Annotated in this window: 22 protein-coding genes; 9 read left to right on the top strand and 13 right to left on the bottom strand. The window is 65.9% G+C overall.

Annotated features, from left to right (window positions below; all coding sequences use genetic code 11):
• Positions 1-32: 32 nt before the first annotated feature.
• The 3 genes from IPG63_05620 to IPG63_05610 form a co-directional block, all read right to left on the bottom strand.
• Positions 33-1,163 carry a hypothetical protein gene (locus tag IPG63_05620; protein ID MBK6726731.1) on the bottom strand — a complete coding sequence of 377 codons (1,131 nt, stop codon included), beginning with the start codon at positions 1,161-1,163 and terminating at the stop codon, positions 33-35.
• Between the two features lie 70 nt (positions 1,164-1,233).
• Positions 1,234-2,418 (bottom strand): hypothetical protein, encoded by a 1,185-nt coding sequence (locus IPG63_05615; protein ID MBK6726730.1) that lies wholly within the window; start codon positions 2,416-2,418, stop codon positions 1,234-1,236.
• Positions 2,349-2,735, bottom strand: coding sequence for a hypothetical protein (locus IPG63_05610; protein MBK6726729.1), 387 nt, complete (start codon positions 2,733-2,735; stop codon positions 2,349-2,351). The genes IPG63_05615 and IPG63_05610 overlap by 70 nt, the downstream gene beginning before the upstream one ends.
• A gap of 174 nt (positions 2,736-2,909) precedes the next feature.
• On the opposite strand from IPG63_05610, the gene IPG63_05605 reads away from it, so the two are divergent.
• Positions 2,910-3,125 carry a hypothetical protein gene (locus IPG63_05605; protein MBK6726728.1) on the top strand — a complete coding sequence of 72 codons (216 nt, stop codon included), beginning with the start codon at positions 2,910-2,912 and terminating at the stop codon, positions 3,123-3,125.
• Positions 3,126-3,203: 78 nt separating this feature from the next.
• Here IPG63_05605 and IPG63_05600 read toward each other — a convergent pair whose 3' ends face one another.
• The 3 genes from IPG63_05600 to IPG63_05590 form a co-directional block, all read right to left on the bottom strand.
• Positions 3,204-6,263: a TonB-dependent receptor gene (locus IPG63_05600; GenBank protein ID MBK6726727.1), complete on the bottom strand. Its 3,060-nt coding sequence runs from the start codon at positions 6,261-6,263 to the stop codon at positions 3,204-3,206.
• 81 nt (positions 6,264-6,344) lie between these two features.
• A complete protein-coding gene (locus IPG63_05595) occupies positions 6,345-7,430 on the bottom strand; it encodes a FecR domain-containing protein (protein ID MBK6726726.1) in 1,086 nt (361 codons plus the stop codon).
• Complete coding sequence (locus IPG63_05590; protein MBK6726725.1) at positions 7,408-7,983, bottom strand: sigma-70 family RNA polymerase sigma factor; 576 nt, start codon at positions 7,981-7,983, stop codon at positions 7,408-7,410. The genes IPG63_05595 and IPG63_05590 overlap by 23 nt, the downstream gene beginning before the upstream one ends.
• 102 nt (positions 7,984-8,085) lie before the next feature.
• Here IPG63_05590 and IPG63_05585 point away from each other — a divergent pair, with 102 nt between their 5' ends.
• Positions 8,086-10,023 (top strand): isoaspartyl peptidase/L-asparaginase, encoded by a 1,938-nt coding sequence (locus IPG63_05585; protein ID MBK6726724.1) that lies wholly within the window; start codon positions 8,086-8,088, stop codon positions 10,021-10,023.
• A gap of 59 nt (positions 10,024-10,082) precedes the next feature.
• On the opposite strand, the gene IPG63_05580 is transcribed toward IPG63_05585, so the two are convergent.
• A complete protein-coding gene (locus tag IPG63_05580) occupies positions 10,083-10,301 on the bottom strand; it encodes a hypothetical protein (protein ID MBK6726723.1) in 219 nt (72 codons plus the stop codon).
• Positions 10,302-10,318: 17 nt separating this feature from the next.
• Here IPG63_05580 and IPG63_05575 point away from each other — a divergent pair, with 17 nt between their 5' ends.
• Positions 10,319-10,720 carry a hypothetical protein gene (locus IPG63_05575; protein MBK6726722.1) on the top strand — a complete coding sequence of 134 codons (402 nt, stop codon included), beginning with the start codon at positions 10,319-10,321 and terminating at the stop codon, positions 10,718-10,720.
• Here the strand turns inward: IPG63_05575 and IPG63_05570 are convergent.
• The 6 genes from IPG63_05570 to rpmH form a co-directional block, all read right to left on the bottom strand.
• Positions 10,663-13,116 (bottom strand): protein kinase, encoded by a 2,454-nt coding sequence (locus tag IPG63_05570; GenBank protein MBK6726721.1) that lies wholly within the window; start codon positions 13,114-13,116, stop codon positions 10,663-10,665. The two genes, IPG63_05575 and IPG63_05570, sit on opposite strands and share 58 nt — an antisense overlap.
• A 9-nt stretch (positions 13,117-13,125) precedes the next feature.
• A complete protein-coding gene (locus tag IPG63_05565) occupies positions 13,126-13,689 on the bottom strand; it encodes an RNA polymerase subunit sigma (protein MBK6726720.1) in 564 nt (187 codons plus the stop codon).
• Between the two features lie 63 nt (positions 13,690-13,752).
• The gene (mnmE, locus tag IPG63_05560) at positions 13,753-15,090 is read right to left on the bottom strand and encodes a tRNA uridine-5-carboxymethylaminomethyl(34) synthesis GTPase MnmE (GenBank protein ID MBK6726719.1); all 1,338 of its coding nucleotides are present in this window, start codon (positions 15,088-15,090) and stop codon (positions 13,753-13,755) included.
• A gap of 4 nt (positions 15,091-15,094) precedes the next feature.
• Positions 15,095-16,792: a membrane protein insertase YidC gene (gene yidC, locus IPG63_05555; GenBank protein ID MBK6726718.1), complete on the bottom strand. Its 1,698-nt coding sequence runs from the start codon at positions 16,790-16,792 to the stop codon at positions 15,095-15,097.
• A gap of 28 nt (positions 16,793-16,820) precedes the next feature.
• A complete protein-coding gene (rnpA, locus tag IPG63_05550; protein ID MBK6726717.1) occupies positions 16,821-17,234 on the bottom strand; it encodes a ribonuclease P protein component in 414 nt (137 codons plus the stop codon).
• Positions 17,235-17,236: 2 nt separating this feature from the next.
• Positions 17,237-17,377 carry a 50S ribosomal protein L34 gene (gene rpmH, locus IPG63_05545; GenBank protein MBK6726716.1) on the bottom strand — a complete coding sequence of 47 codons (141 nt, stop codon included), beginning with the start codon at positions 17,375-17,377 and terminating at the stop codon, positions 17,237-17,239.
• Between the two features lie 160 nt (positions 17,378-17,537).
• Between rpmH and dnaA the strand changes: the two genes are divergently transcribed.
• From dnaA to IPG63_05515, 6 genes are all read left to right on the top strand, one after another.
• A complete protein-coding gene (gene dnaA / locus IPG63_05540; GenBank protein MBK6726715.1) occupies positions 17,538-18,878 on the top strand; it encodes a chromosomal replication initiator protein DnaA in 1,341 nt (446 codons plus the stop codon).
• Between the two features lie 207 nt (positions 18,879-19,085).
• Positions 19,086-20,183, top strand: a complete 1,098-nt coding sequence (gene dnaN, locus IPG63_05535; protein ID MBK6726714.1) for a DNA polymerase III subunit beta — start codon at positions 19,086-19,088, stop codon at positions 20,181-20,183.
• A 67-nt stretch (positions 20,184-20,250) separates the two neighbouring features.
• On the top strand, positions 20,251-21,345 hold the full coding sequence (gene recF / locus IPG63_05530; protein ID MBK6726713.1) for a DNA replication/repair protein RecF: 1,095 nt from the start codon (positions 20,251-20,253) through the stop codon (positions 21,343-21,345).
• An 82-nt stretch (positions 21,346-21,427) separates the two neighbouring features.
• A complete protein-coding gene (gene gyrB / locus IPG63_05525) occupies positions 21,428-23,842 on the top strand; it encodes a DNA topoisomerase (ATP-hydrolyzing) subunit B (GenBank protein MBK6726712.1) in 2,415 nt (804 codons plus the stop codon).
• Between the two features lie 76 nt (positions 23,843-23,918).
• Positions 23,919-25,496, top strand: coding sequence for an inactive transglutaminase family protein (locus tag IPG63_05520; protein MBK6726711.1), 1,578 nt, complete (start codon positions 23,919-23,921; stop codon positions 25,494-25,496).
• A 1-nt stretch (position 25,497) separates the two neighbouring features.
• Positions 25,498-26,466, top strand: coding sequence for an alpha-L-glutamate ligase-like protein (locus IPG63_05515; GenBank protein MBK6726710.1), 969 nt, complete (start codon positions 25,498-25,500; stop codon positions 26,464-26,466).
• Positions 26,467-26,540 lie beyond the last annotated feature (74 nt).

Genomic DNA, 26,540 nt, shown 5'->3' with positions numbered 1-26,540 from the left:
ACTCGACGCGCCGGTGGGCAATGGCCGGAAGCTCAGGGCCCCGTCTCGAAACCGTCGGCGAACAGCGCGTCGGGCAGGTACTCGAAGGCACCCACGTCCACCGCGGCACCAAAGACGCGGGACCTGCCATCGGCGTCCAGCGTTCCGGTGTTTCCGTTGGGGTTGGGCACGCCGCTGTCGACCAGCACCGAGTCTTCGCGCAGGTGCGGGTCGGTGGCGGAAACGAAGCCGGGATCGCCGCTGCTCCGTGCGACGTTGGAACTGGGGCTGCCGTTGATCACGTCGACATGCACGCGCTCGAGCCGCAGGTCGCTGCCTGCGTCGTGCCAGGCATCGATGTCGGTGCCAAACGGGTTGGGGGCGTTGCTGGTGACCACGCTGTTGCTCAGGTACAGCTCGCTGCCGCTGCCGGCGGAGATCAGCTCCATGCCAATCTGGCTGGCGCCATGCACGACCGTGAGTTGGGCGAGCGAGAGCGTGCCGCCCGATACCGCCTGGAACGAGGCGGCCTTGGGTGTCGCGTTGTCGCGCAGCAACAGGTTGCGCACGATGCTGGTTCCCGGCCCGCCCACGTGCGCCGCGGCACCTTGCGTGGCCTGGCACTGTTCGATGCGCAGGCGCTCGATGGTCAACTGGTGGCTGGCCTTCCAGTTTTCGGCGTGCAGGCAGGCGCCGGTCAGGCTGCCGGTGTAGCCCGGGTGTTGCAGGCTCAGGTCGGCGATGTAGATGCTCTGCACCTGGGCCGGTTCGTGCGTGCGCACCTTCAGGGCCGGGAACAGGGGCGTACCGACCAGCACGGTGGCCGACGCCGGTCCCTGCAGCTTGGTTGCGCAGCTCGGTCTGGAATAGCCACCCACCAGGTTGATGCCCTGGATGGGGTTGACCAGCGTCAGCGAGAAGCCGTCGCTGCTGGTGTAGGTGCCTTCGGCGATCAGGATGTAGCTGACCGTATCCGCGGTCGAGTAGGCGTCCTGCAATGCGGTGGTCAGCGCCTCGGAGGTGGTGACGCAGCGCACGAAGGCATGGCCGACACCGGGCAACGCGAGCAGCGCCAGCACGGCACCGAGCAGGCTGCCGAGTCGCACGCAATGCCCTACGCGCCGCGCCTGCACAGCAGCCGTCGCGGCATGCGGCCGCCGGCTCGATGGGGTGGAGCTGGACATGTTCGATTCCTTGCAAAGTCAGGGGACGACGCGGTTGCTCCGATGCATTGCGGACGGCTGCCAACCAGTCTCAGGGCCCGGTCTCGAAGCCGTCGGAGAGGATCTGGTCCGGCGCGACCCGGAAGTAGAGGAAGTAGGTGCTCACCGGCCCGTTCGAGCGCGAGGCCGAACACCCGACGGTGTGGGTGACCGGGCTGGCGGTGATCGGCAAGGTCACGGTTACCGCCCCGGCGGAGCCACCGGTGCTGATCGTCTGACTGCCATTGATGGTGACCTGCGCGGCGCCGATGATGCCGTCGCAGAACAGCGTGGTAGTGCCACCCAGATTGCCGCCGCTAACCGAGAACGTGACAATGCGATTCGCAAATGCACCGTCCACGCCATAGACCAGCGTGGTCGATCCGCTGCTTGGCGAATCAGGCGTCACGCTCGGCCCGATCGGCGGAACGGCGGCGGCTTCCACCGCGCCGCGATCGATGACGCCATTGATGATGCGCGCGTTGCCGGAGAAGTCGATCGAGGGAATGCCACCGGTCGGCGTGTTGTCCCCGGAGTCGCGCAGCACCGACTCGGCGTTCGGCACCATGCGGATGCCGGATTGCGTCCACTGCGCATCGCCCGTGGTGGTGGCGATTTCGCTGAAGGGCTGCCCGTCGCGATACACGCGGCTGCCGAAGTGGTTGTTGCGCAGCGTCTGAAGAGGTGCTTGGTAGCTGGAAAACTGGATCGCATTTATCGCGGTCGAACTGTTGTTTGCCACGGCATTGTTCGAGACCGTTGCTACGTTCCTGACGATCAAACCGACCTCCTCCGAGGTCACGCTGTTGTTGAAGATGGAGTTGTTCGACAGATAGGCCAGGCTGTTGGTCAAAGTGGAAACTGATACCCCCTGGGTGATTTCGCCACCGCTCAAGTCGTTGCCCATGATGATGCTGTTGCGCATCTTGATTGATCCGCCATCGCGATGTGACAAGTTGACGATGTCCGCGCGGGCGCCCGCCTGCGCGCGACCGGAGGTGATGAGGACGTTGTCGATCACCACCTGTCCGCTCCCGCTCATCGCCTGAACCGTCAGCCCGGTGGCGCACTGCAGGTTGGTGTTCCCGGCGCCTTTGCAAAAGGACTCGGCCGGGTCAGGGTGCGGCGCGTACACCTGGCCCCGGGCAAACGTCAGGTTCCTGATCGTCAATGCGGCGTTGAAGTCATAGGTGAGATCAGCGGCGAAGACCGGCCCTGCCCATTGGGCATCGAGCACGGTGGCGTCGGGACTGTTGGTTGCGATGGAGACGCAACCGTTGCCCTTGCTCCAACCGCCGCTGATGGTGAGGTTATAATCTTCGTTGCGCCCGTCGAACTTCCATTGGAAGTCCTGGGCGCCTGGGCATTGCTGGTCAGCGTGCCGTATTCGATCTTGATCTCGTCCGCTTCCTCGTTCCAGGTCGCGCTCGTCAGCGCAGCCGCAAGCTGGTTGCCGGTAGCGACACAGTAGGTGGCGGCGGTGGCCTGCTGCGCGGCCGTGGCCACCAGAAGCAGGGCGAACAGGACAAGGTTGGGGCGATTCAGGAGTTTCATGGCGGTTCTCGGGTCCAGGATCAGGAGGTTTGATCTTGGATACGGATCGCCGGGGTCGAACCCGCCAAAGCACACGCTTCGGCTCCGCCAACGCCGCGAGTTCCCCGGTGCGGCCGCACTCGGCGGCTATGCTGCGGGCGAGCGCCGCGGGCTTGCGGCGGGGGAACGAGCACCATGTCCGCGTCGCATTGCCTGTGCAGCGAGCAGCCGTACCTGCGCTTCCAGGGCGATGCGCCGGGCAAGTTCGCGGAGTTCGTGGTCGATGAGCACGAGGCACGCTTCCCGCCGCGCTGGCGGCTGCGCTGCGGCGTGTGTGGCACGCGCTGGTCGGTGGTGCTGATTCCCTACGGCGGCATCTACGGCGACTTCGACTGGGAGCGGGTGGAGTAGTCGTGGGCCGGGTTGGCCACGGCACATGAAAAAGCCCCGGAGATCGGGGCTCTTTCGTTGTATCGCTGGCGTCGCCGGTTACAGCGGACTGCCGCCCAGCTTCCAGGTGAACTCCAGGAAGAAGCTGCGGCCCTGGGTGTCGAACCAGGAGATGTCGTAGTACGGATAGCTGGTGTAGGTGGCGTCCACCGGCGGCGCCTTGTCAAGCAGGTTGTTGGCGGTCAGCGAGACCTGCGCACGTTCGGTGAACGTGTACTGCAGGTTGGCGTTGTAGCGGTAGGTAGCCTCGACCTTCGGGCCCGGGTCGCCGTCTTCCCACACCTGGTCGTAGGACCAACCGTTCGGCAGGCTGCCCAGCCGGCGACCCTGGATCGAAACCGACCACGCATCGAGCTCCCACGACAGACGCGCACTGGCCTTGCTGCGCGGGATGTCGTAGCCACTGTTGACGGCGAACTCGTCAACCACGGCCTGGTCCGGATAGTCCTGCACGTCATGCTCGCGTACCCAGGTGTAGCTGCCGTTGAGGGTGATGTCGCCGATCCCGGTTTCCCAACGCAGGTTGGCGCTGGCGTCGATGCCGCTGGTGGTCTCGTTGGCGATGTTGATCGGGTTGACGTGGACGCCGTAGATGCTGCCGTTCGAACTGCGCGTGATGCGCGCGAGCATGTCGACGCAGGTCGCCGAATTTGCATCGACCACGCCCAACCGGCAATCACGTTCCCAGCGCATCACTTCGTTGGCGCTCATGTCGCGCACCTGGTTGCGCATCTCGATGTCGAAGTAGTCCAGCGCGACATCGAAATGTCGCGATGGCGACCACACCATGCCCGCAGTCATCGAGGTGCTGGTTTCCGGATCGAGCAAGGTACTTCCCACGCGGCTGCGGATGATGCCTTCGCTGCTGTAGCTGCAGTCGTCGTAGTTCTCGTCCGGTTCTTCGATGTCGCACAGGTAGAAGTCGGTCACCGAAGTCTCGTCGTTGCCCGGGCCGGAGAACAGGTAGTGCAGGTCCGGGGCGCGGAATGCGGTGCCGTAGGACCCGCGCACCAGCAGGCTCTCGAGCGGCCGCCATTCGACGCCGGTGCTCCAGGTGGGCTTGCCGACGGCCCGCCCGTCGAAGCGGTACTGGTCGTAGCGCCCGGCCAGACTCAGATTGAGCGACTCCAGCACCGGCATGCGCAACTCGCTGGCCAGCGCCCAGCGGTTGCGTCCACCCTGGCCGTCGGAATCCTTCCAGCTGTAGTAGTGGTACTGGGTGGCCAGCGGATCGGGTTGCAAGTCGTAGGACTGATGCCCGAACTCCGCCGTGGTGGCGAAACCGCTCGCGCCGCCCGGCAGCTCGAACAGCTCGGCCTGGGTCAGGGTGAACGACAGGGTCTGGCTGGCCGAATGCGGGTGGTAGGTGGTGTAGGCGAAGATGCTGTCGTACTCGTCGCGGGTGAGCGGCGTGTACAGACGAGCGGGATCGGCGTTGAAGATCGGGAAGCCGTCGTCGTCGACGCCCAACTGTGGCCCCAGAAACAGCGCGTTGGCCGCGGCGGCGACGATCTGCGGCCAGCTGATCCTGGCCTTGTACTGGGAGTGGCTGAACGCGACTTCGTAGTCCCAGTCCGCGCCAAACACGCCTTTGAGGCCGGTGGTCACGCCAAAGGTGTTCTGCGCGGTATTGACCATGCCGTTGCGCAGGCCGCCCATTTCTTCCAGGGTGAACTGGCGCTGCCAGTATTCGACCTGCTCGGTGGCCTGATTGTAAAAGTAGCCTTCCTCATTGCCGTCCGGCAGCATCAGCGACCAGCTGCGCGGCGCGTGGAACAACGACACGTCGTGACGGCCGAGCTGCAGGTCTGCGAACCACTCGCTGCCGTTGTCGAACAGATAGCTCAAGGCGGCATAGGTGTTCACGCCAGTCCGCTCGCTGACCATGGTGCGGTACGCCACTGCGCGGTCGCTGCCGCAGTAATTGCCGTAGTTGCGCCGCTCGGCGTAGTGCATCGTGCCTTCGTTGAGGTGGGACAGGCCGGCGCAGGTGGCCGCGCCCGGATCGATGTAGTCATCCCACCAGTCGGTGATCAGGAAGTTGCGTGGCGGATAACCGTAGCGGCTCGGGTTGGGCGCGTCATTGCTGGAGTCCTGCTGCTCGCGTTGGAAGCCCCAGAGCGGATTCTGGTCGCGGTATTCCAGACCCGCCAGCACGTTGAATGCGCCACGCGAGAAGCCGCTGGACAAGTTGAACACGTGCGACTCGCCGCCACCGTCCTCGGTCCAGCCGTAACGATAGTCGAGCGTGGTGCCGTCGGCCTGCTTCTTCAGGAGAAAGTTGATCACCCCGGAAATCGCGTCCGAGCCGTAGATCGCCGAGGCACTGCCGGTCAGCACTTCGATTCGGTCGATCATGCCGAGCGGGATGCTGGAGATGTCGGTGAAATTGCTGCGCCCGCCGAACGGCAGCGGGAAGTCGGCAATGCGGCGCCCATTGACCAGCACCAGGGTGTGATTGGGTCCCAGGCCACGCAAGTCCACCTGCTGCGCGCCCGGCGAGAAATCGGCACCACCGGCGGACTGCTGGCTCTGAGTCTCGCCGCCATTCTGCGTCAACGACTGCAGTACTTCGGGCACACTGGTGAAGCCGCTGGCGCGAATGTCCTCGGCAGTGATGATGGTGATCGGCGCCGGGCCCTCCAACTGCACCCGCGCGATGCGCGAGCCGGTGACCACAATGACCTCAAGGTCGTTCACCGGTCCGTCCGCGGCGGCCTCTGTCGCTGCTGCCGCGGCGGTGCCTGCCTTGGCCGGAGTGGGAGCGGGCACGGGCTTTGCCGGTTTCGGGCGCGGCACGATCAGCATGGCGCCGGAGGCATCCGGTTGGGCCACGAAACCGCTGTCTCGCAGCAAGCGATCCAGTGCCTGGCGTGGCTCCAGCTGGCCGTGCACGCCAACGCTGCGCGCGCCCTTGAGCTGGTCGGCGCGGTACACCAGCTGCACGCCGGATTGACGAGCGTAGGTGTCCAGCGCGGTAGCCAGGTCCCCGGCCGGGATGTCCAGGCGCGGAGCAACAGGGACTTGCGCCTGTGCGGCAAGTGCCGCTGAACAGGCCAAGGACAACAGCAGGGTGCGCAGCGAATGTGGTGCTTTCAAGATGATCTCCCCAATGCGCCCGATTGATGGCGCTTCCCGTGTCCGGGACGAGCGAGCGACTGAAATCCCCCCGCTCCGAAGTCAGGGCGTGCGCAGCTCGATGCCGTCGGTGGTGGCTTCGGCGCGCACCGGGAAACCCCGCTCCAGCAGGCGCACGAAACCCTCCGCATTGTCCCAACGGAAGCTGCCGCCAATTCGCAGGGCGCCCACCGCGTCGTCGGCAATCAGGAGCTTGCGCGTGTTGTAGCGATTGAACTCCGCAGCGGCCTCGGCCAGCGTGTTGTCGCGGAACACCAACAGTCCTTCGCGCCAGTCCAGCAGTCGTTCCGCATCGGCGATCGGCACGCTGCGCACCAGCACGTCGTCGTCGCGCACCAGCGCCACGCTGCCGGCAGGCAGCAGGGTCGTCGGCCCAACTGCGGTGCCGCCGGCGCGCGACTGCAGCCGCACGGTGCCCTCGGTCACCACCACGCGCAGGTCGCGCGCGTCGCGCCGCACCGAGAAGCGGGTACCGACCGCGACCACTTGCAGCGCGCCGGTATCCACCACAAACGGCCGACCGGTCTCCTTCGCCACGTCGAATATTGCTTCGCCGTACTGCAGCTCGATGCGTCGCTCGCGGCGCGACAGGTGCACGTCGATACGGCTGTCGCTGGCCAGCGTGGTGGTCGAGCCATCGGCAAGCGACAGCGTCTCCAGCCCGCCCAGCATGGTGCGGTGGCTCGACGACGACACCCGGTTGTAGGTCTGCCAGCCCCAACCGGCCAGCAGCGCGAAAGCACAGATCGAGAGCACCGCGAGCACTCGCGTCATGCGCGTTGCTTGCGGTCTCAGGCGCGCAGCCGGTGCTTGTTCTCCTGCGTCTGCTGGCGTTGGTATCGGGGCGCCGGCGGATTCGATCGGGGTGACGCCAAGGCCACGCGTGACCTGCGACCAGTGTCCGCGTGGCGGAGGTCCGAGGAACTTGCGGCCGGCGCCCAGCGCCTGCAGTCGCCGGCTTTCATCCCACGCGGCCTGCAGTCGCAGGAAAGCGACACGATGTGCGACAGCGGCGTTCAGCCAAGCCTCCAGCGCGGCGGCATCGGCCTCCGACCAGGCCTCGCCATCGCGTCGCGCCAGCCAGTGGGCGGCGATGCGGTCGGCGTCAGTCCGCGCGCTGGCGTTCATTGTCCGGTTCCTTTGCCGCAGATTGCGCTTCGCGCCGCGCGCCCTCGCCACCGAAGAGGTGTCCGGCAAGCAGACGCATGCCCTTGGCGATTTGCTTTTCCACGGTCTTCTCGCTGATGCCAAGCCGCGCTGCCACATCCTTCTGCGACAGCTCCTCGACGCGCCGCAGCCACACCACGTCGCGGCAGCGGTCGGGCAGATGGTCGAAGGCGTCGGCCAGCCGCTTCAGCGCCTGCCTGCCGCCACACCATCGCTCCGGCGTCACGTCATCTATCAGGACGTGCGAGGGGTCGAAATCACCCATCGGCTCAATCGACACCACCTTCGCTCGCCGCGCTCGGTCCGCCAGCAGGTGCCGCGCGCTGGCGAACAGGAAGTCCTTGGGCTGGTTCGGCGGTGCCTTGCCGGCGGCTTCGTACACGCGCGCGTAAATCTCCTGTCGCAAGTCGTGCACCTCGTCCCGGTGCGGCCAACTGCGGCGCAAGTAGCGCAGCAGTGCCTCCTCGTGGATGAGGATCTTCTCGACGAACCATCGGTCCAGTGGCGACTGCATCCGCCGACGATAGCCGAACCCGGCACTCGGGCGCGCGGCCGGGGGAAACCGCGTCGCCGCTCGTCTTGGATGGCAACGACCGAGCGAAACGACGAGGACAACATGACGAAGCGATGTATTGGCCGTTCCAGTCTTCTTACGGCTGCCCTTGGGCTGCTGCTGAGCGCTGCTGCGATGGCGGCTGAGTTCGGCCACCACGTGCTGGGTGACCAGGCGGCGAAGACGCCGGGCAAGCCGAGCCCGGGCCTGCTGCTGATGGGCGGCGGTGATCGCAACTTCGAGGCCCTGCGCTGGTTCATGCGCCGGGCCGGCAATGGCCACATTGTGGTGCTGCGCGCGTCCCAGGGCGGCGAGATCGGCGAAGAATTCTTCAACGAGGTTGGCGGCATCGCCTCGGTAGAAACCTTCGTATTTCAGAATCGCGAGGCGTCCAGCGATCCGAAGGTGCTGGCGGCGCTCCGGCGCGCCGATGGCATCTTCATCGGCGGCGGCGACCAGTCGCGCTACGTGCGCCACTGGCGCGGCACCCCGGTGGCAGCAGCACTGGATGCGCATGTCCGCGCCGGCAAGCCGCTGGGCGGCACCAGTGCCGGCCTCGCCATGCTCGGCGAATACGTGTACGGCGCAATGGATGGCGGCAGCCAGACCAGTCCGCCCGCGCTGGCGGACCCGCTGGGCGAGGCCAACACCATCGAGACCGACTTCCTGCACATCGCGCTGCTGCGCGGGGTGCTCACCGACACCCATTTCAGCGAACGCGGCCGACTTGGCCGGCTGGTCGCCTTCGTGGCCAAGGCAGAGTCCATCGCCGGCCACCCGTTGATCGGTCTTGGGGTCGACGAGGATGCTGCGTTGGCAGTGGAGGGTGATGGTACCGCGCGCGTCTACGCCACTGCAGCGAACGCAGGCGCAACCGTGGTCAAGGGCGGCTTCGCCAAGCAGACCGAGGACGCGGCGATGCAGCTGGCGCGGGTTGAGGCAGTCGGCGCCGGCGCTGGCTCGGTGTTGCACTTGCCCAAGGGCCGTGTGGAGAGGCCCGTGTTCCAGCGCAGCTATGCGGTGCGCGATGGTGTGCTGGTCGCGCTGGACGCCCCGCGTTTGGTGATCCACGGCGGAGCCGGGGTGGTACCGGGTGAGCTCAGTGCCGAGGAAGAGCTCGCGACCCGCAAGGCGCTGGAAAGCGCGCTGCGCGCCGGCCACGCGACGCTGCAGGCCGGTGGTGCGTCGGTCGACGCGGTCACCGCCGCGATCACGGTGCTGGAGGACGCGCCGCAGTTCAACGCCGGGCGTGGCGCGGTATTCACCCACGACGGTCGCAACGAACTGGACACATCGCTGATGGACGGCAGCACCGGCAAGGCCGGCGCTGCGGCAGGCCTGCATCGGGTGAAGAACCCGATCCTGCTGGCGCGCGCGATCATGGATCGGTCCAGGCACGTGATGATGGTGGGCGAAGGCGCGGAACTCTTTGCCAAGGAGCGGGGCATCGCGTTGGTCGAACCGGCGTATTTCCACACGGGAAGGCGTTGGCAGCAATTGCAGCGCGCGCTGGAGGAGGAACGCAGCGCACAGGCGCGCAACGCATTCCCGATACTGCCCGGCAGAGCCTACTTCGGTACCGTCGGCGCCCTGGCGCTCGACGCGAAGGGGCAGCTGGCTGCGGGTACCTCCACTGGCGGCATGACCAACAAGCACTATGGCCGCGTGGGTGACACGCCGATCATCGGGGCAGGCACCTGGGCCGATACGCGCTGCGCGGTGTCCGGCACCGGATGGGGCGAGTTCTACATCCGCGCCGCCGCGGCCCACGAGATCTGCGCGCGCGTGCGTCTGGCCGGCGAACCGCTGGCGCGCGCCGCAGACCACGTCATCAACCGAGACATTCCCGCAGCCGGCGGGGATGGCGGCGCGATCGCCCTGGGCGCAGACGGCAGTATGGCCTTTGCGTTCAATACCCCCGGCATGAGCCGCGGCTGGATCGGCGCGGACGGTGTGCCGCATGTCGCGATCTACAAGGACGACGCGCTGCCGCTGCCGTAGGGGTGGCCGCGCACTGTCGCAGTCGCGGTCGCATCACCCTGGGTCGGTGGCAATGGCCGTCAACGTTCGCGCAGCGGGTGCGCGCCTTGCTCGACCAACCCCGCCACCGACTCACGCTCCTGGCGCAACCAGGCCGGGTTCTGCCCGGATTGTTCGATGCTGTGGTCGGCTTCGGCGAGTCGGGCGCGCGCGGTCCGTGCACCTGCGGCCAGTGCGGCGGTGCGCTGAACGCGATCGGAGAAGAGATCATCGAGGATCTCGTGCAGATTCCGACCCATGGAAGGCCAGCGGGTTCTTGCCGGCCGCGGACGACAACGGCGTCCAGGCAGGCGGCGACTTTACTCAGGCCAACGTCGGCGCTGACCTCGCCGCCGACCGCCTCGCCCGCTGGGACGGAAGCACCTGGTCCGACCTGGGAAGCGGCATTTCCGGCCGCGTGTGCGCTGCCGCCAGGTCCGGAGGCAACCCTTTCGTCGGCGATGCCTTCGGAACCGCCGGCGGCAGGGTGTCCGCCAATATCGGTCACAACGCGACCAGCGACCGCATCTTCGTCGAGGGGTTCGAGACGCCGCAAACGAGGGGCAAGCCGTTTGAGCGCAGCCTGTTGGCCACGCCCCGGCAAGACGATTGCGACATCGGTCAGGGCGATATCCGGGTGCCGGCGCGTGAGCGCGTCCAGGGGTGCTCGGCACCATAGATCGCCGCCAGCGCCGCCTCGGCTTCGCTGCCCCAGCGCGCGGCGGCGGCGGAGTCCGATGCATCGATGGCTTGCGCAAGCCAGGCGGCGACCTGCCCGAACTGACGCCGCGTGGGCGCGTCGCGCAGGGCTTCGGCCAGGCCCTGCAATTCGGCGAGATCGGCAGCCTGCCGTCGCTGCAGGAAGCCGGCATACAACTTAGCGGCGCGCAGGTGACGGGTGACCAGGTCTTCCTCGCCGCGACGTTCGCGGATTTCCGCCAGGGCGCGCCCGGCCAGCGTTTCGGCTTCGGTGGCGCGGCCCTCGGCGAGCAGGATGCCGACCCAGTGCAGCGCCGGGAAGCTGATGTCGGCCTGTTCGTCCGCGTTGATCCGTTCCCACGCCTGTGCCAGGAGCCGGCTGGCCTCGTCGCGCCGCATGCCCAGCCAGGCGACGATGATCCGGCACTTCAGGGTCATCAAATCCAGATCGGGCCGTTCCCGGGCGACTCCTTCGTCGAGCAGCGCCTGCGCGCGCTGCAGCCAGGTGTCGGCCTCGGCAAAGCGGTCGAGTGCGGCCAGGGTCTGCGCCAGCATCAGCCAGACATACAGCCGGCGCGGCGAAACCGTCTGCGCGCTGCCGGCCGCTGCCAGGATCGCCTCGCTGCGCTGCAGGTCCGCCAGTGCCTCGGCGAAGCGCTCGGCGCGAAAGTTGGACACGCCGAGGTTGTACCAGGCCGGCGCGAGGTCGGGATGTGTCTCTCCCAGTTCGTGGCTGCGTTCTTCAAGGTCTGCGCGACGCAGGTCGAGCGCGGCCGGCTCGCGGCCGGTGGCGCTGTAGACCAGGGCCAGGGTCGAGTTCGCGGCACGCCGCTGCTCGCGCACGGCGGGCGAATCCGGCGCCTGGCGCAGCAGGGTGAGCGCACGCTCCACATCGGTCTCGGCGGCGACGAATTCGCTGGCCGCGGCGCGCAGGGAGGCGCGCGTCTGCAGTCCGGTGCCGAGCAGGACCGGATCGACGGGTGCCGCCTCGCCGAGCTGGGCCAACGCCGCCTCGACCAGTTCAAGCGCCGCGCCGGGCTCGCCGTGTGCGCGCAGCGCGCGGGCGACGGACAGCCGAAGCTCGACCTGCACCAGCGGCTCGCCGGCAAAGCGGCGCTCGATCTTCGCGCTCGCCGACAGCAACATCTCGCGCACCGTGCGCCGCACGTCGCCGCCGACCAGGTTGGGGTTGCCGGCCTCGACCAGCTCCAGCAGGAAGTCGCGCGCCGCCTCGGCGCGAAGCGATGCGGCTTCCGCCCGCTGCATCTCCACCTGCATTCGGGCAGCGCTGCGCTGCGCGACCTGCGCCTGCCACAGCGCCACGCCAAGACCGGCGACGAGCGCGAACAGCGCCACGCCGGCGGCGGCCACCGCGCTGCGGTGACGGCGCACGAAGCGTCGCGTGCGGTAGCCGACGGTGTCGGGACGGGCCGATACCGGCAGCCCGTCGAGCAGCCGGCACAGGTCGTCGGAAAGCGCGGCGGCGCTCGGGTAGCGCCGCGCCGGGTCGAGGCGCAGTGCCTTCAGCACGATGGCATCCAGATCGTGCCCGATAGCGTTCGGCGGCGGCGGAACTGCAGTCTCGCGCCGCGCGCTGCGGCGCACCGGACCGGTGCTGATCTCGACCTCGGCCAGCGCGCCCAGCGCCCGCCCGGTGTCGCGTTCGGCCGGCAGCGTGCCGGCGATCACCTGGTAGAGGATCAGGCCGAGCGCGTAGACGTCGGTAGCGGTGGTGACCGGGTTGCCATTGAACTGTTCGGGTGCGGCGTAGGCGGGGGTGAGGGCGCGCAGCTGAGTGGCGCTGCCATCGGCTTCCTCGTCCAGCAGCTTGGCGATGCCGAAGTCGAGCAGCTTGGGACGGCCCTCGCCGTCGATCAGGATGTTGGAGGGCTTGAGGTCGCGATGCACGATCAGGTTGTGGTGCGCGTAGTCCACCGCGCCACAGATGCCGACGAACAGACGCAACACGGCGTCGGTTGTGGGCTGCACCCGAACCGCCCAGGCGTCGATCGACTCGCCGTCGACGAATTCCATGGCGAAGAAGGGGCGTCCATCTTCGGTCAGTCCGCCGTCGAGCAGGTGCGCAATCGCGGGATGTTCGAGACGGGCGAGGATACGCCGCTCCTGCTCGAAGCGCGTGCGCAGCAGCTCGGAATCGATCCCGGCCCGCACCAGCTTGAGCGCGGCGACCTGCTCGAAACCACCTTCGACCCGGTGTGCGCGCCAGACCTCACCCATGCCGCCGATTCCGATGCGCTCATCGAGCCGCCATGGTCCGGCCCGCGCCGGCGCGACGGCGCCGTCCACCAGTTCACGCAGCAACTGCCCGCGCAGCGCCTGCCCGGTGCGGAACCGATCGAGTGCGCTCGGGTCCATGGCGTCGCTTCAGCCAGCCATCCGCTCGGCCAGCCAGCCACGTGCCACGTTCCACTCGCGCTGTGCCGTGCGCAGGCTGAGGCCGAGGGCATCGGCAGTTTCCTGTTCGCCGAGGCCAGCGAAGTAGCGGCATTCGAACACGCGTGCGGCGCGCTCGTGCTCGCGTTCTAGATGGTTCAGCAGATCGTCGATCTCGATCAGGCCGCTGGCTTCGGCATAGCCCTCGGCATCGATCGCCGACTCGGTCACTTGCATCTGGCCGCCACCGCGCTTGTCGGCGATGCGCAGGCGCGCGTAGTCGCACAACACCTGTCGCATGACGCGGCTGGCCAGATTGAGGAAGTGGTTGCGCGACTCGACGTTGCCGACCACCGGACCGGCGATGCGCAGGTAGCACTCGTGCACCAGCGAAGTCGTGTTCATGGTCGGTGTGCCGCCGAGCTGCCCGCGTTGTGCACGCGCCAGCCGCTGCAGGTCCCCGTACACCTGCTTGATCAGGCGAGCCGAAGCGTCGGGATCACCGTGCCGGCAGGCGTCGAGCAGACGCGCGAACTCGAGTGTTTCCTGAGCCATTTCGACTACCACAAGGAGTGTCGCGAGAATAGCAAGGCGACGCCGGTTCGGCAGCAGCCGCGGCTACTTCCCGATGCAAAACCCCGCGAAGATGGCGCCGAGCAGGTCGTCGGAACTGAAGGCCCCGGTGATCTCGCTCAGCGCCTGCTGGGCGAAGCGCAGTTCTTCGGCGACCAGTTCACCGGCACGCTCGTGCACCAGGCGCGCGCGGGCGTTGGCCAGGGCGTCGCGCACGCGTTGCAGCGCGGCGACATGGCGGGCGCGGGCGCTGAAGCTGCCGTCGCTGCCATCGCCACCGGCGTGGGCGCGAATGCGCGCGCGCAGGGAATCGATACCGCTGCCGCGGGTGGCTGACAGGTGCAGGTGTTCGAGCGCTCCCCCGTGCACCACTGCGCTGCGATCGGCAAGGTCGGACTTGTTGTGCACGACCAGCACCGCAGCGCCTGCGGGTACTTCGGCGAGCAGCGCATCGATCTGCGTTTCGTCCTCGGGTGCGAGCACGACGATGGCGAGATCGGCTCGTGCAAGCTCGCTGCGCGCGCGGCGCATGCCCTCGGACTCGATCGCGTCGCCGGCATCGCGCAGACCGGCGGTGTCGACCAGGGTGATGTCGATGCCGTCGATGTTCACCGCCTCGCGCAGGAGATCGCGGGTGGTGCCGGCGATCTCGGTGACGATCGCTCGGTCCTCACCAGCGAGCGCATTCAGCAGGCTCGACTTGCCCGCGTTCGGCGCGCCAATCAGCACCGCATGCAGCCCATCGCGCAGGCGCTGGCCGCGCTCGGCTTCGCGCAACAGAAGCGTGAGCGACGACTGCAGTGCATCGAGTTTCGCAAGAATCTGGCCATCGCCGAGAAAGTCGATTTCCTCCTCGGGAAAGTCGATCGCCGCCTCGACGTGCAAGCGCGCGTCGATCAAGGCCTGCAGCAGCGACTGCACGCGCCTGGAGAACTCTCCCTGCAGCGAACGCTGCGCTGCGCGCGCCTGGGCTTCGGAACGCGCCGCGATCAGATCGGCGATGGCTTCGGCCTGGGCGAGATCAATCTTGCCGTTGAGGAAGGCGCGCTCCGAAAACTCGCCAGCGCGGGCATGGCGGGCGCCCAGTTCGATGCAGCGTGCAAGCAGCCGCGCCAGCACCACCGGCGCGCCGTGGATCTGCAGCTCGACCACATCCTCGCCGGTGAACGAATGCGGGCCTGGGAACCACAGCACCACACCGCTGTCGATCAGCGCATTGCCAGCATCATGCAGCTTCGCGTAATGCGCATGCCGCGGCTGCAATTCGAGCGCGCACAGGGTCTGCGCAATCTGCCGGGCCTCGGCGCCGGACAGGCGCACGATACCGATGCCGCCGGCGCCTGGGGCAGTGGCGATCGCCGCGATGGTGGCGCGCGGCGTCATCGCATCACGCCGCCTTCTTTTCGCCCGCCTCGATGCGCCGCGTGATCACCCACTGCTGCGCCAGACCGAGCGCGCCGTTCACCGACCAGTACAGCACCAGGCCGGCCGGGAAGAAGGCCATGGTGATCGAGAACACCAGCGGCATGTACTGCAACACCTTTTGCTGCACAGGGTCCATGCCGGCCGGGGCCGGTGACATCTTCTGGGTGATCCACATGATCGCGGCGTTCAACACCGGCAGCACAAAGTAGGGGTCGCGCGCAGACAGGTTGGTCAGCCAGCCAATGAAGGGCGCATGGCGCAACTCCACCGACTCCAGCAACACCCAGTACAGGGCGATGAAGATCGGGAACTGCAGCAGCAACGGCAGACAACCGCCGACCGGGTTGATCTTCTCCTTGCCGTACAACTCCATCATCGCCTGGTTGAACTTCTGTTTGTCCTCACCGTAGCGCTGCTTCAGCGCCTCGATGCGTGGCTGCACCTTGCGCATCTTGGCCATCGAGCGGTACTGCGCTTCGGAAAGCGGATACAGCAGCAGCTTGACCAGCAGCGTCGTCAGGATGATGGCAAAGCCCCAGTTCTGCACCAGCTTGTGCAGCGTGTTGAGCAGCCAGAACACCGGCTTGGCGAAGATGGTGACCATGCCGTAGTCGATGGTCAGCCCGAGCCCGGGCGCGATCGCGTCGAGCTTTTCCTGCTCCTTTGGACCGACGTAGAGGCTGGCGGTCGTCGTTGCATTCGCGCCTGGCGCGACCTTGAACGCCGGACCGAGTTGGCGGATCAGATAGCGCGGATCGCCCTGGTCCTTGATCACCGCGGTGCTGTAGGCCTGCGCTTCGTTGGCGTCGGGAATCCAGGCAGCAAAGAAGTAGTGCTGTTGCTGCGCCGCCCAGCCACCGGCAATGGTCCGGCTCAGCGGCTCTTCGGCGAAGTCTTCGAACGCCAGCTTCTCGAACTTCTCTTCCGGGCTGAACCATGCTGCGCCGACGAAGCTGTACTGGTCGGGATTGGTGAACGAGAACTTGCGATTCACGATCGGCGAAGTGCGCGTCAGCTGTGTGTAGGCGCTCGCCGACCACTCGCTCGCCGAAGCGTTGTCGACGCGTGTCGCCACACCGATGCTGTAGTCGCCGCGCTTGAGTGTGTAGGTCTTGGTGACGGTGACGCCGTCCTGTGACCAGGTCAGGGGGATCTCGACGCGTTCCTCGCCCTCCCCGAGGCGGTATTCGCTCCGCGCCGCGGTGTACAGCGCGCGGTGATCCGGTGCCGGTGAGGCGCTCGAGACCAGCCCCGACTGGGCGACGAAGAACTGGTCGCCAGCACCTGCGAACAACTGCACGGTCGGGGAGGCTTCACCCGCCTTGACCGGATAGCGGCGCAGGTTCGCCTTGGTCAGCGTGCCGCCGCGGGTATCAATGTCGAGTTCGAGCACGTCGCTGACGACATGGACAAGCTCGCTGCCGGCCGCCGGCTCGGGCGTATTCGCGATGCTGGCGACCGCGGCTGCGCTCGGCACCACCGGCGCGCCAGCAGCAGCCGGAAGGTCGCTGCCGGTGTCCGCAGCGGGTAGCTCGACGGCTCCTGTTGCAGCCGTGGGCGCCAGTGGCTGCGTTCGTTGATAGTCGTTCTGCCAGGCGTTCCACAGCAAAAAGCCGAGGGCCGCGAGCGCGATCCAGAAGAAACTGCGCGCATTGTTCATGGGGGTTTCACTGCGAAGGGAAGTTGGCTCAGGGCGCGTCGGTCGCAGCCCGAGAAAGGTCGGCGATTGTGCCGGGCGCGGGCTCCGGCTTCAACGCGGCGAGCCGATCGAACAGCTTTTCGACATCGGCACGCACCGCTGCAGGTGTTGCCGCGGCAACCTCACCGCGCGCCACCACGACGAAATGCAGCGGCGGCAGGGAAGCACGGCGCAGCCGAAACGCTTCGCGCACGATGCGCTTGATGCGATTGCGGCTGCTCGCCAGTGGCACCGCGCGTTTCGGAACGGTGATGCCAAGGCGCGCGCTTTCGCCGGCAATCACCAGTCCCCGGAAAAGCTTCGAGCCGGCGCTGAGGCCGGCTCGAAAGGCTTGGTCGAACTCGTGCTTGGCGAGTATGCGCGCCGCACGCGGAAAGCGCGCCGCGGACACCTCGTCCGTCACGGTTACGGGATCAGGCGCACACGGCCCTTGGCGCGGCGGGCGTTGAGGATCTTGCGACCGCCCTTGGTCGCCATGCGGGCGCGAAAGCCGTGGTCGCGGGCGCGTTTGAGATTGCTGGGTTGGAACGTGCGCTTGGTCGCCATCACTGCACCATCGGGAGGATTACAAAAAGGGCGCGAATGGTATGCAGATCGCGGGGCAAGGTCAAGCCAAAGCTTGTCCGCACCCGGATCGGGCCCGGCCCGGCGCTGTTACACTGCGCGGCCCGGCGCGTCTGACGCCTTACTGCAGGGCGCGGTCTCCATGCACTCTCTCTGGGAACGCCTGCTCGAACGTCTCGAATCCGAGTACGACGAACAGGACATCCTGACCTGGCTGAAGCCGCTGCAGGTGAGTGCCGGCGATGGCCGCCTGAGCCTGCTGGCGCCCAATGCCTTCGTGCTCGACGTGGTGCGGGAGCGCTTCCTTGCGCGCATCGAGGTGGTGGCCCAGCATCTGGCCGGCGTTGAAGTTGAAGTCCGGCTGACCGTCGGTTCCAGTTCCCGCCCCGGCAGCAACCAGCGCCCGACTGCAGGCGGAAACGGCAATGGCGCGTCGACTTTGCCGTTCGACCCGGATTTCGAGAGCAATCTGGACGCGCACTACACTTTCGAGAATTTCGTCGAGGGCAAGTCCAACGAACTGGGTCGCGCCGCTGCCTACCAGGTGGCCTTGAATCCGGGCCGGCGCGAGTCCAACCCGCTGCTGCTCTACGGCGGTACCGGCCTTGGCAAGACCCATCTGATGTACGCCGCCGGCAATCTGATGCGCAAGAACAACCCCGGCTTCCGCGTGCTCTACCAACGCTCGGAGCAGTTCGTCAGCGCCATGATCCGGGCACTGCAAACGAAGAACATCGACGAGTTCAAGAACCGCTACCGCTCGGTCGATGCGCTTCTGATCGATGACATCCAGTTCTTCGCCGGCAAGGACCGCACCCAGGAAGAGTTCTTCCACACCTTCAACGCGCTGTTCGAATCGAACCAGCAGATCATCCTGACCTGCGATCGCTATCCGAAGGAAGTCGAGAAACTCGAACCGCGGCTCACCTCGCGACTCGGCTGGGGACTGCCGGTCGCAATCGAGCCGCCCGATTTCGAGACGCGAGCAGCCATTCTGTTGCGCAAGGCCGAGTTGAAAGGCCTGGTCTTGCCGGAAGAAGTGGCATTCATGGTGGCGCGGCGCATGCGCTCGCATGTGCGTGACCTGGAAGGCGCGCTGAACACCCTGGCCGCGCGCGCGCATTTCACCGGGCGCGCGATCAGCATCGAGTTCGCCCAGGAAGCCCTGCGCGACCTGCTGACCGTCCAGGAACGCAGCCTCAGCATCCCGAATATCCAGAAGCTGACCGCCGATTACTACCAACTGCGCGTCTCCGACTTGCTCGGCAAGCGCCGCACCCGGCAATTGGCGCGAGCGCGCCAAACAGCGATGGCCTTGACCAAGGAACTCACTTCGCACTCGCTGCCGGAGATCGGCGATGCATTTGGCGGCCGCGACCACACCACGGTGCTGCATGCCTGTCGCCTGATCACTGAACTGCGCGAAACCGATGGCAAGACCCGCGAGGACTGGGAGAAGTTGATCCGGGCTCTGACAGGTTGAGGATAAGCACTCGGTAACCCTGTGGACAGTTTGGGAACCCTGGTTGTCCACAATTGATCCACCAGGCTCCGACCCGACAACACACAAGATTTGGCGGGCCGCAGCGCAAGGAGCCACAACAGGTTGTGGGCGCGTATTGCAGTTATCCCCAGCGCCTATCATCATCACCATCTTCATATAGACCAGAAGATGAAAGAGGGATTGCCCATGCGCTTCAGCATTCAGCGGGAAGCCCTGCTCAAGCCCCTGACCCAAGTGGTCGGAGTCGTCGAGCGAAGGCAAACCATGCCTGTCCTCGCCAATGTCCTGGTTGAAGTCACCAACGGTTTGCTGGGCCTGACCGGATCGGATCTCGAGGTTGAACTTTCTGCACGCTGTTCGGTGGAGGAAAGCGAGAACGGGGCAACCACGCTGCCAGCGCGAAAGTTGTTCGACATCGTGCGCGCCTTGCCTGACGGCAGCCGCATCGACGTCACGCAGAGCGGCGAGAGGGTGACCTTGAAAGCCGGACGCAGCCGCTTCACCTTGTCCACCCTGCCGGCCGCAGAGTTCCCCACGGTCGATGACATCGAAGTGATCGAACGCGTGTCGCTGACCGAGGCGGTGCTAAAGGAACTGATCGATCGCACCGCGTTCGCCATGGCGCACCAGGACGTTCGCTATTACCTCAACGGCATGCTGCTCGACCTGCACGAGCAGGCGCTGCGTTGCGTCGCAACCGACGGACATCGCCTGGCCCTGTGCGAAACCACCGCGGAGATGGCGGTGAAGGCCAAGCGCCAGATCATCATCCCCCGCAAGGGCGTGATCGAACTGCAGCGACTGCTCGACGGTGAGGGCATGCTCGAACTTGAGTTTGGGAAGAGCCATCTGCGCGTGACACGCTCGGACTTCGTGTTCACCAGCAAACTGATCGATGGGCGGTTTCCCGATTATGAAGCGGTGATTCCGATCGGTGCCGACAAGATCGTGCAGCTGCCGCGCGATGAACTCCGGATGGCGCTGCAGCGCGTAGCGATCCTCTCGAACGAGAAGTACCGGGGTGTGAAGCTGGATGTGGCGCCCGGGCGGCTGACAATCGTGGCACACAATCCGGAGCAGGAAGAGGCCACCGAGGTGCTCGAGGTGCAAAGCGTGGTTGATGGCCTCAGCGTAGGGTTCAACGTGAACTACCTGCAGGACGCCCTGGCCTCGCTGCGTGGCGTGAATGTCATGCTATGCCTGCGCGACAGCAATTCGAGCTGTCTGGTGCGCGACGCCGACAACGACCGCTCGCGGCACGTGGTGATGCCGCTGCGGCTCTGAGAGGCGGCTTGTTTTCCTGGACAGAGCAACGGCCCCGGCATGACCGGGGCCGTTGCGTATCCAAACCATGAGAATCCGCCGCGTCGATGTGGAGGGCCTGCGCTGCCTGCAAAGTCTGCGTCTGCAGCCGGGCCCGGGCGTCCAGTTCCTGTGTGGTTCCAATGGCGCCGGCAAGACCACGCTGCTGGAATCCCTGCACCTGCTCGGCTACGGACGGAGTTTTCGCAGCGGCCAGCGTGATGCCGTGATCGCCCGCGGCTGCAGCGAAAGCCTGGTGTTCGCCGAACTGGAACGCGAGGGGGGCGGGAACACCCGGGTTGGGTTGCGAAGGGGATCGAGCGACTGGTCGGCGCGTGTGGACGAAACCGATGTCGCCAGCTTCGCGGCCTTGTTTCGGGCGTGTCCGGTGGTTTGTTTCGAGCCCGGGTCACACGCCCTGATCGCGGGCTCCTCCGAGGTTCGCCGCAGCTATCTCGACTGGTCCGTGTTCCACGTGGAACCGGAATTCCTGCCGGCCTGGCGTCGTTTGCAGCGCGCCCTCAAGCAGAGAAACGCCGGCCTGAGAGCAGCTTGGGCGGACACACTGCTCGAATCCTGGGAACGGGAGCTGGCGGACGTGAGCTTGACGGTATCCCGTGCGCGGGCAGCAGTGCTTGCGGACCTCGCGCCGGCGGTTGCATCGAAGGCACGGGCTTTTCTGGAGGAGTTGGGTGACGCAACCCTGGTGTTGAGTCATGGGTTTGGCGATCGGGCCGCTGCCGATTCCGAGCAGATCATGGCTACTTACGCCGAAGGTCGCCCTCTCGATCGGGAACGCGGATTCACACGCTTCGGCGCTCATCGGGCCGACTGGACCCTGAGTTTCGCCGGTGCGCCACGCCGCGAGTATCTGTCACGCGGCCAAGAAAAGCTCGCCGCGCTGGTGATGGCACTGGCTCAGGTCGAGCACTTTCACGCACGCACCGGGGAGTGGCCGATCCTGCTGCTCGACGATCTGGCGGCGGAGCTCGACGGAGCACATTTGACGCGCGTGCTCGACTGGGTGTTCGCCACGGGTGTCCAGGCGTGGGTGACCGGAACCTCGGTTCCCGAAGCGCTGCGCGCTCGATCTGAACCCTGGAGCCTGTTCCACGTGGAACAGGGGGCCATCACGCCGGCTTGATATACTCCCCCACCTTTCTCCGCACGTCGATGCCGCCCGCACCGCGGGTTTCCGAACCGTGCCCCATTCGACCGGAATCCGAATGACCGAACAGCAGTACGACAGCAGCAGTATCAAGGTCCTCAAGGGTCTTGACGCCGTCCGCAAACGCCCTGGCATGTACATCGGTGACACCGATGACGGTACCGGCCTGCATCACATGGTGTTCGAGGTCGTGGACAACGCCATCGACGAGTCCCTTGCCGGCCATTGCGATACGGTGCTGGTGACCATCCACGCCGATGGCTCGGTTTCCGTCCTGGACAATGGCCGTGGCATCCCGGTTGGCATGCACGAGGAAGGGCGTTCCACCGCGGAAGTGGTGATGACGGTGCTGCACGCTGGCGGCAAGTTCGACGACAACAGCTACAAGGTTTCCGGTGGCCTGCACGGTGTTGGCGTTTCGGTCGTCAACGCGTTGTCCGCAACGCTCTGGCTCGACATCTGGCGCGAAGGCTTCCACCACCAGCAGGAGTACCGCCTGGGGGAGCCCAGCTATCCGCTCAAACGACTGGAGGCCAGCAGCAAGCGCGGCACTCAGGTGCGCTTCCTGCCCAGCACCGAGATTTTCTCGGACGTCGAGTTCCACTACGACATCCTCGCCAAGCGGCTGCGCGAACTGGCGTTCCTGAACTCCGGGGTGCGCATCGAACTGCGCGACGAGCGTGGCGAGGGCAGGCAGGACGTGTTCGCCTATGAGGGCGGCATCCGCAGTTTCGTCGAGCACCTGTCGCAACTACGCACCCCGTTGCACCCGCAGGTGATCAGCTTCATCGGCAGCAGCGAAGGCACTTCGGTCGATGTCGCGCTGCAGTGGACCGATGCCTACGAAGAGCGCATGTACTGCTTCACCAACAACATCCCGCAGAAAGATGGCGGAACGCACTTGGCCGGTTTTCGTGCGGCGCTTACGCGAACGCTCGGCAATTACATCGAGTCCTCGAACCTGCTCAAGCAGGCCAAGGTGGCAACGACTGGCGACGATATGCGCGAAGGCATGATCGCGGTGCTATCGGTCAAGGTGTCGGATCCGAAGTTCAGTTCGCAGACCAAAGACAAGCTGGTTTCTTCCGAGGTCAAGGGCGCGGTCGAGTCCGTCATCGGCGCCAAGTTCTCTGAATTTCTTCAGGAAAATCCGTCAGTTGCGAAGGCCATCTGCGAAAAGGTGGTGGACGCCGCGCGCGCCCGCGAGGCGGCGCGCAAGGCGCGTGAACTGACCCGGCGCAAGGGCGCGCTCGACATCGCCGGTCTGCCAGGCAAGCTTGCCGACTGTCAGGAGAAGGACCCGGCGCTCTCCGAACTGTTCCTGGTCGAGGGTGATTCCGCCGGTGGCTCCGCGAAGCAGGGCCGCAACCGCCGCACCCAGGCGATCCTGCCGCTCAAAGGCAAGATCCTCAACGTCGAAAAGGCGCGCTTCGACAAGATGCTTGGCTCGGCTGAAGTCGGCACCCTGATCACCGCGCTCGGTTGCGGCATCGGCAAGGACGAGTTCGACATCAACAAGCTGCGCTACCACCGAATCATCATCATGACCGACGCCGACGTCGACGGCTCGCACATCCGCACCTTGCTGCTGACCTTCTTCTACCGGCAGATGCCCGAGATCATCGAGCGCGGCTACGTTTATATCGGACTGCCGCCGCTGTTCAAGCTCAAGCAGGGCAAGCAGGAAATGTACCTCAAGGACGAGGCCGCGCTGGCGGCCTATCTGATCAACAATGCGGTCGAGGAAGCCGAGTTGTTCGTGGCGTCCGATGCGCCGCCAATCCGTGGCGCGGCCCTGGAAAAGCTGTTGCGCGACTACCAGGCGGCCAAGGACCAGATTGAGCGTCTGTCGACCCGCGTCGATGCAAACCTCCTCGGTGCCCTGCTCGACGCCCCGACCATAGACAACCATTTGCTCGCCGATGCCGGGGCGTTCGCCGCCTGGGCCACGGCCGTCACCGCACGCCTGAACACCCAGGGGCTGGGTCGACCGCAGTACCGTGTCGACGCCGAGCCGGCGACAGCAGAGCAGGGCGCGCTGCTGCGCATCCGCAAGCAACACCATGGCCTGAGCAGCGACGCCGTCGTCCCCGGACAGTTTTTCCTGTCGATGGACTACGCGCCCATCGCCGAAATCACGCGCCAGATCGATGGGCTGATCGGAGCCGATGCGCGCGTGCAGCGCGGCAACCGCCAGACCGCAGTGAGCGATTTCCATGGCGTGCAACGTTGGCTGATGGACGAGGCCAAACGCGGTCGCACCATCCAGCGCTTCAAGGGTCTTGGCGAAATGAACCCGGAGCAGCTGTGGGAAACCACTGTGAACCCCGAAACCAGGCGCATGTTGCAGGTGCGGGTCGAGGACGCGGTCGCCGCGGATCTGATCTTCTCGACCCTGATGGGCGATGTCGTCGAACCCCGCCGCGAGTTCATCGAGGCGAACGCGCTGCGCGTCGCCAATCTCGACGTCTGATCCGGGCGGGACAGCGCAGGAACTCACGACCCAAAGCTATACTCGATCCGAATCGGGGATCGCGGCGAAGCACACCATGAAGAAGACCCAGTTGTACCTGCTCGCCCTGATTCTGGCCGCCGTCGGTATTGCCGGCTTCTACTACAAGTGGAAGGTGTTGCGCTTTCCGGTGACGCCGCAGAGCGAGAGCGAGGTCTGGGAAGTGCAGGCGCGCGTCGAGTTCAAGGCGCGCAGCGGGCCGAACAAGGTCACCCTGCAGATTCCCCACAATCCGCCGGGTTATTCCGTCATCGACGAGAACTTCGTCGCGCGCAACTACGGCATGAACATCGAACGCAGCCGCGGCGCCCGCGAGGTGCAATGGCAGATCCGTCGCGCCAGCGGTGCACAAGCGCTGTACTACCGTGCCACGGTCTACCGCGACGAACACCCCGCTGCCGAAACGGTTGAACCGAAGGCGCCACAACCACGGGTCCATGAAGAACCCTTCGCAACGGCGCGCGCGGCGTTGCTCGAGGCGGTGCTGGAGAAATCGGTCGACTCCGCCAGTTTCGCCGCCGAACTGGTGCGCCAACTCAACGCCGAGGAACCTGGCCAGGAAGTAGCGCTGCTGCGAAACAAAGCCGATCGCGCCGAAGACCGCGCCCTGCTCGCCATCGATCTGCTGGAGGACCGACAGATCTCGGCGCGCCTGATGCATGGCATGGAACTCAACGACGCTAGTGTGGAAACGCAACTGATCCCGTTCCTGCGCATCTGGGACACGACCGCGAAGCAATGGCGCACGATCCACGCCGCCACCGGAGCCGAGGGCCTGCCGGAAAACCTGTTCGTCTGGAGCACCGCGCAGAAGCCGGTGCTCGCGGTCGAAGACAATCCGCGGGCAGCGGTGACGTTTTCGCTGCAGCGCAGTCTCGCCGATGCACTCGATACTGCGAAGGAAAACCTGCGCAGCCGCAACGAGAACTTCATCGCCTATTCGCTGCTCAATTTGCCGATCGAGAGCCAGCAGACCTTCAAGATCCTGCTGCTGGTGCCGGTCGGTGCCTTCATCATGCTGATCCTGCGCAACCTGGTCGGGATCAAGACCTTCGGTACCTTCATGCCGGTGCTGGTGGCGCTTGCCTTCAACTGGACCGGGCTGGTCGCGGGACTGTGTCTGTTCGCGGTCATCATCAGCCTCGGCCTGCTCATCCGCTTCTACCTCGAGCGCCTCAAGCTGCTGCTGGTGCCGCGCTTGACCGCGGTGCTGATCATCGTGGTGTTGCTGATGGCCCTGGTCTCGGTGGTATCGAACAAACTCGGCATCAACGTCGGGCTGAGCGTGGCGCTGTTCCCGATGATCATCCTGACCATGACCATCGAACGCGTTTCGGTAGCATGGGAAGAGCGTGGCGCCGGCTACGCGATCAAGCAGGCACTGGGTTCTCTAGCGATCGCCGCACTGGCCTATCTGGCCATGGGTCAACCGCAGCTGCAGCACCTGATCTTCGTGTTCCCGGAATTGCTGCTGGTGCTGCTTGCGGTCACGCTGCTGCTCGGACGCTATTCCGGGTATCGCCTGAGCGAGTTGCTCCGCTTCCGCGCGCTGGCGCGGGAGCCCGATCCGATCGTGCCGCCGCCGTCCCAGGCGACGCCCGTTGGCGGCGAATGACATGGGCTGGCTCAATCCGCTTCGGATCGCGCAGCGTCTGCACAATGTCGGACTGATCGGCATTGGCCAGCGCAACGCCGAGTTCGTGCTCTGTTACAACCAGCGCCGCTTCTATCCGCGCGTCGACGACAAGCTGATCACCAAGAAGATGGCGATCCAGGCTGGCTTGCCGGTACCGGATCTGTACGCGGTAGTGCGTGAGGAACACGAGATCGAGGAGGTCCACGAGAAGCTCAGGGACCGCGAATCCTTCGTGGTCAAACCGGCGCACGGCTCCGGCGGCGACGGCATCCTCGTGATCAGTGGCAAGCGCGGCGACAAGTACCGGCGCTCGAATGGCTCGTTCATGAGCCGCGACGAGTTCAACCACCACCTGTCGAACATGCTCTCGGGACTGTTCTCGCTCGGTGGCCAGCCCGACCACATCCTGATCGAATACTGCGTGCAGTTCGATCCGATCTTCGAGCATGTCAGCTACAAGGGCGTGCCCGACGTACGCATCATCAGCTTCCTCGGTTATCCGGTGATGGCCATGATCCGCCTGCCGACGCGGCTGTCGGACGGCAAAGCCAACCTGCATCAGGGCGCGATCGGCGTCGGCATCGACATTCCGACCGGGCAGACCAAGCGCGGCGTCTGGAACTCCGAGATCATCCGCGAGCATCCGGACACCGAGCACTCCATCGTCGGTCTGCAGATCCCGCGCTGGGAAGAGCTGCTGATGATCGGCGCCAAGGCCTATGAGCTGTGCGAACTCGGCTATGTCGGCGTCGATGTCGTGCTCGACAAGCAACTTGGGCCACTGGTGCTCGAACTCAATGCGCGCCCCGGTCTCGCCATCCAGATCGCCAATGGCAATGGGTTGCTGCACCGCTTGCGCAAGGTGCAAGAACTGGAACGCAGCGGGCAATTGTCGCGGGACCCGGCGGAGCGGGTGGCCTTTGCCAAGGCGCACTTCCCGACGACTTGAGGCCCATGCCTTTCGGCACATTCAAGCCGGGCAGCGACGCGCGACCTTGGACACGCGCCGGTTTTCGTAACATT

The sequence above is a fragment of the Lysobacterales bacterium genome, assembly GCA_016703225.1.
GTDB lineage: Bacteria > Pseudomonadota > Gammaproteobacteria > Xanthomonadales > Ahniellaceae > JADKHK01.
Note: the sequence above shows the minus strand (reverse complement) of the source record. Positions and strands in the feature narration are given on the sequence as shown.

What these genes read in the sequence shown, in the direction of transcription:
- yidC (MBK6726718.1), bottom strand. Translation starts at nt 16,792, where the DNA reads ATGAACAATGCGCGCAGTTTCTTCTGGATCGCGCTCGCGGCCCTCGGC.
- dnaN (MBK6726714.1), top strand. Translation starts at nt 19,086, where the DNA reads ATGCGCTTCAGCATTCAGCGGGAAGCCCTGCTCAAGCCCCTGACCCAA.
- recF (MBK6726713.1), top strand. Translation starts at nt 20,251, where the DNA reads ATGAGAATCCGCCGCGTCGATGTGGAGGGCCTGCGCTGCCTGCAAAGT.
- IPG63_05610 (MBK6726729.1), bottom strand. Translation starts at nt 2,735, where the DNA reads ATGAAACTCCTGAATCGCCCCAACCTTGTCCTGTTCGCCCTGCTTCTG.
- IPG63_05620 (MBK6726731.1), bottom strand. Translation starts at nt 1,163, where the DNA reads ATGTCCAGCTCCACCCCATCGAGCCGGCGGCCGCATGCCGCGACGGCT.
- IPG63_05590 (MBK6726725.1), bottom strand. Translation starts at nt 7,983, where the DNA reads ATGCAGTCGCCACTGGACCGATGGTTCGTCGAGAAGATCCTCATCCAC.
- mnmE (MBK6726719.1), bottom strand. Translation starts at nt 15,090, where the DNA reads ATGACGCCGCGCGCCACCATCGCGGCGATCGCCACTGCCCCAGGCGCC.
- IPG63_05515 (MBK6726710.1), top strand. Translation starts at nt 25,498, where the DNA reads ATGGGCTGGCTCAATCCGCTTCGGATCGCGCAGCGTCTGCACAATGTC.
- rpmH (MBK6726716.1), bottom strand. Translation starts at nt 17,377, where the DNA reads ATGGCGACCAAGCGCACGTTCCAACCCAGCAATCTCAAACGCGCCCGC.
- IPG63_05585 (MBK6726724.1), top strand. Translation starts at nt 8,086, where the DNA reads ATGACGAAGCGATGTATTGGCCGTTCCAGTCTTCTTACGGCTGCCCTT.
- IPG63_05570 (MBK6726721.1), bottom strand. Translation starts at nt 13,116, where the DNA reads ATGGACCCGAGCGCACTCGATCGGTTCCGCACCGGGCAGGCGCTGCGC.
- IPG63_05580 (MBK6726723.1), bottom strand. Translation starts at nt 10,301, where the DNA reads ATGGGTCGGAATCTGCACGAGATCCTCGATGATCTCTTCTCCGATCGC.
- IPG63_05605 (MBK6726728.1), top strand. Translation starts at nt 2,910, where the DNA reads ATGTCCGCGTCGCATTGCCTGTGCAGCGAGCAGCCGTACCTGCGCTTC.
- dnaA (MBK6726715.1), top strand. Translation starts at nt 17,538, where the DNA reads ATGCACTCTCTCTGGGAACGCCTGCTCGAACGTCTCGAATCCGAGTAC.
- IPG63_05565 (MBK6726720.1), bottom strand. Translation starts at nt 13,689, where the DNA reads ATGGCTCAGGAAACACTCGAGTTCGCGCGTCTGCTCGACGCCTGCCGG.
- gyrB (MBK6726712.1), top strand. Translation starts at nt 21,428, where the DNA reads ATGACCGAACAGCAGTACGACAGCAGCAGTATCAAGGTCCTCAAGGGT.
- IPG63_05595 (MBK6726726.1), bottom strand. Translation starts at nt 7,430, where the DNA reads ATGAACGCCAGCGCGCGGACTGACGCCGACCGCATCGCCGCCCACTGG.
- IPG63_05520 (MBK6726711.1), top strand. Translation starts at nt 23,919, where the DNA reads ATGAAGAAGACCCAGTTGTACCTGCTCGCCCTGATTCTGGCCGCCGTC.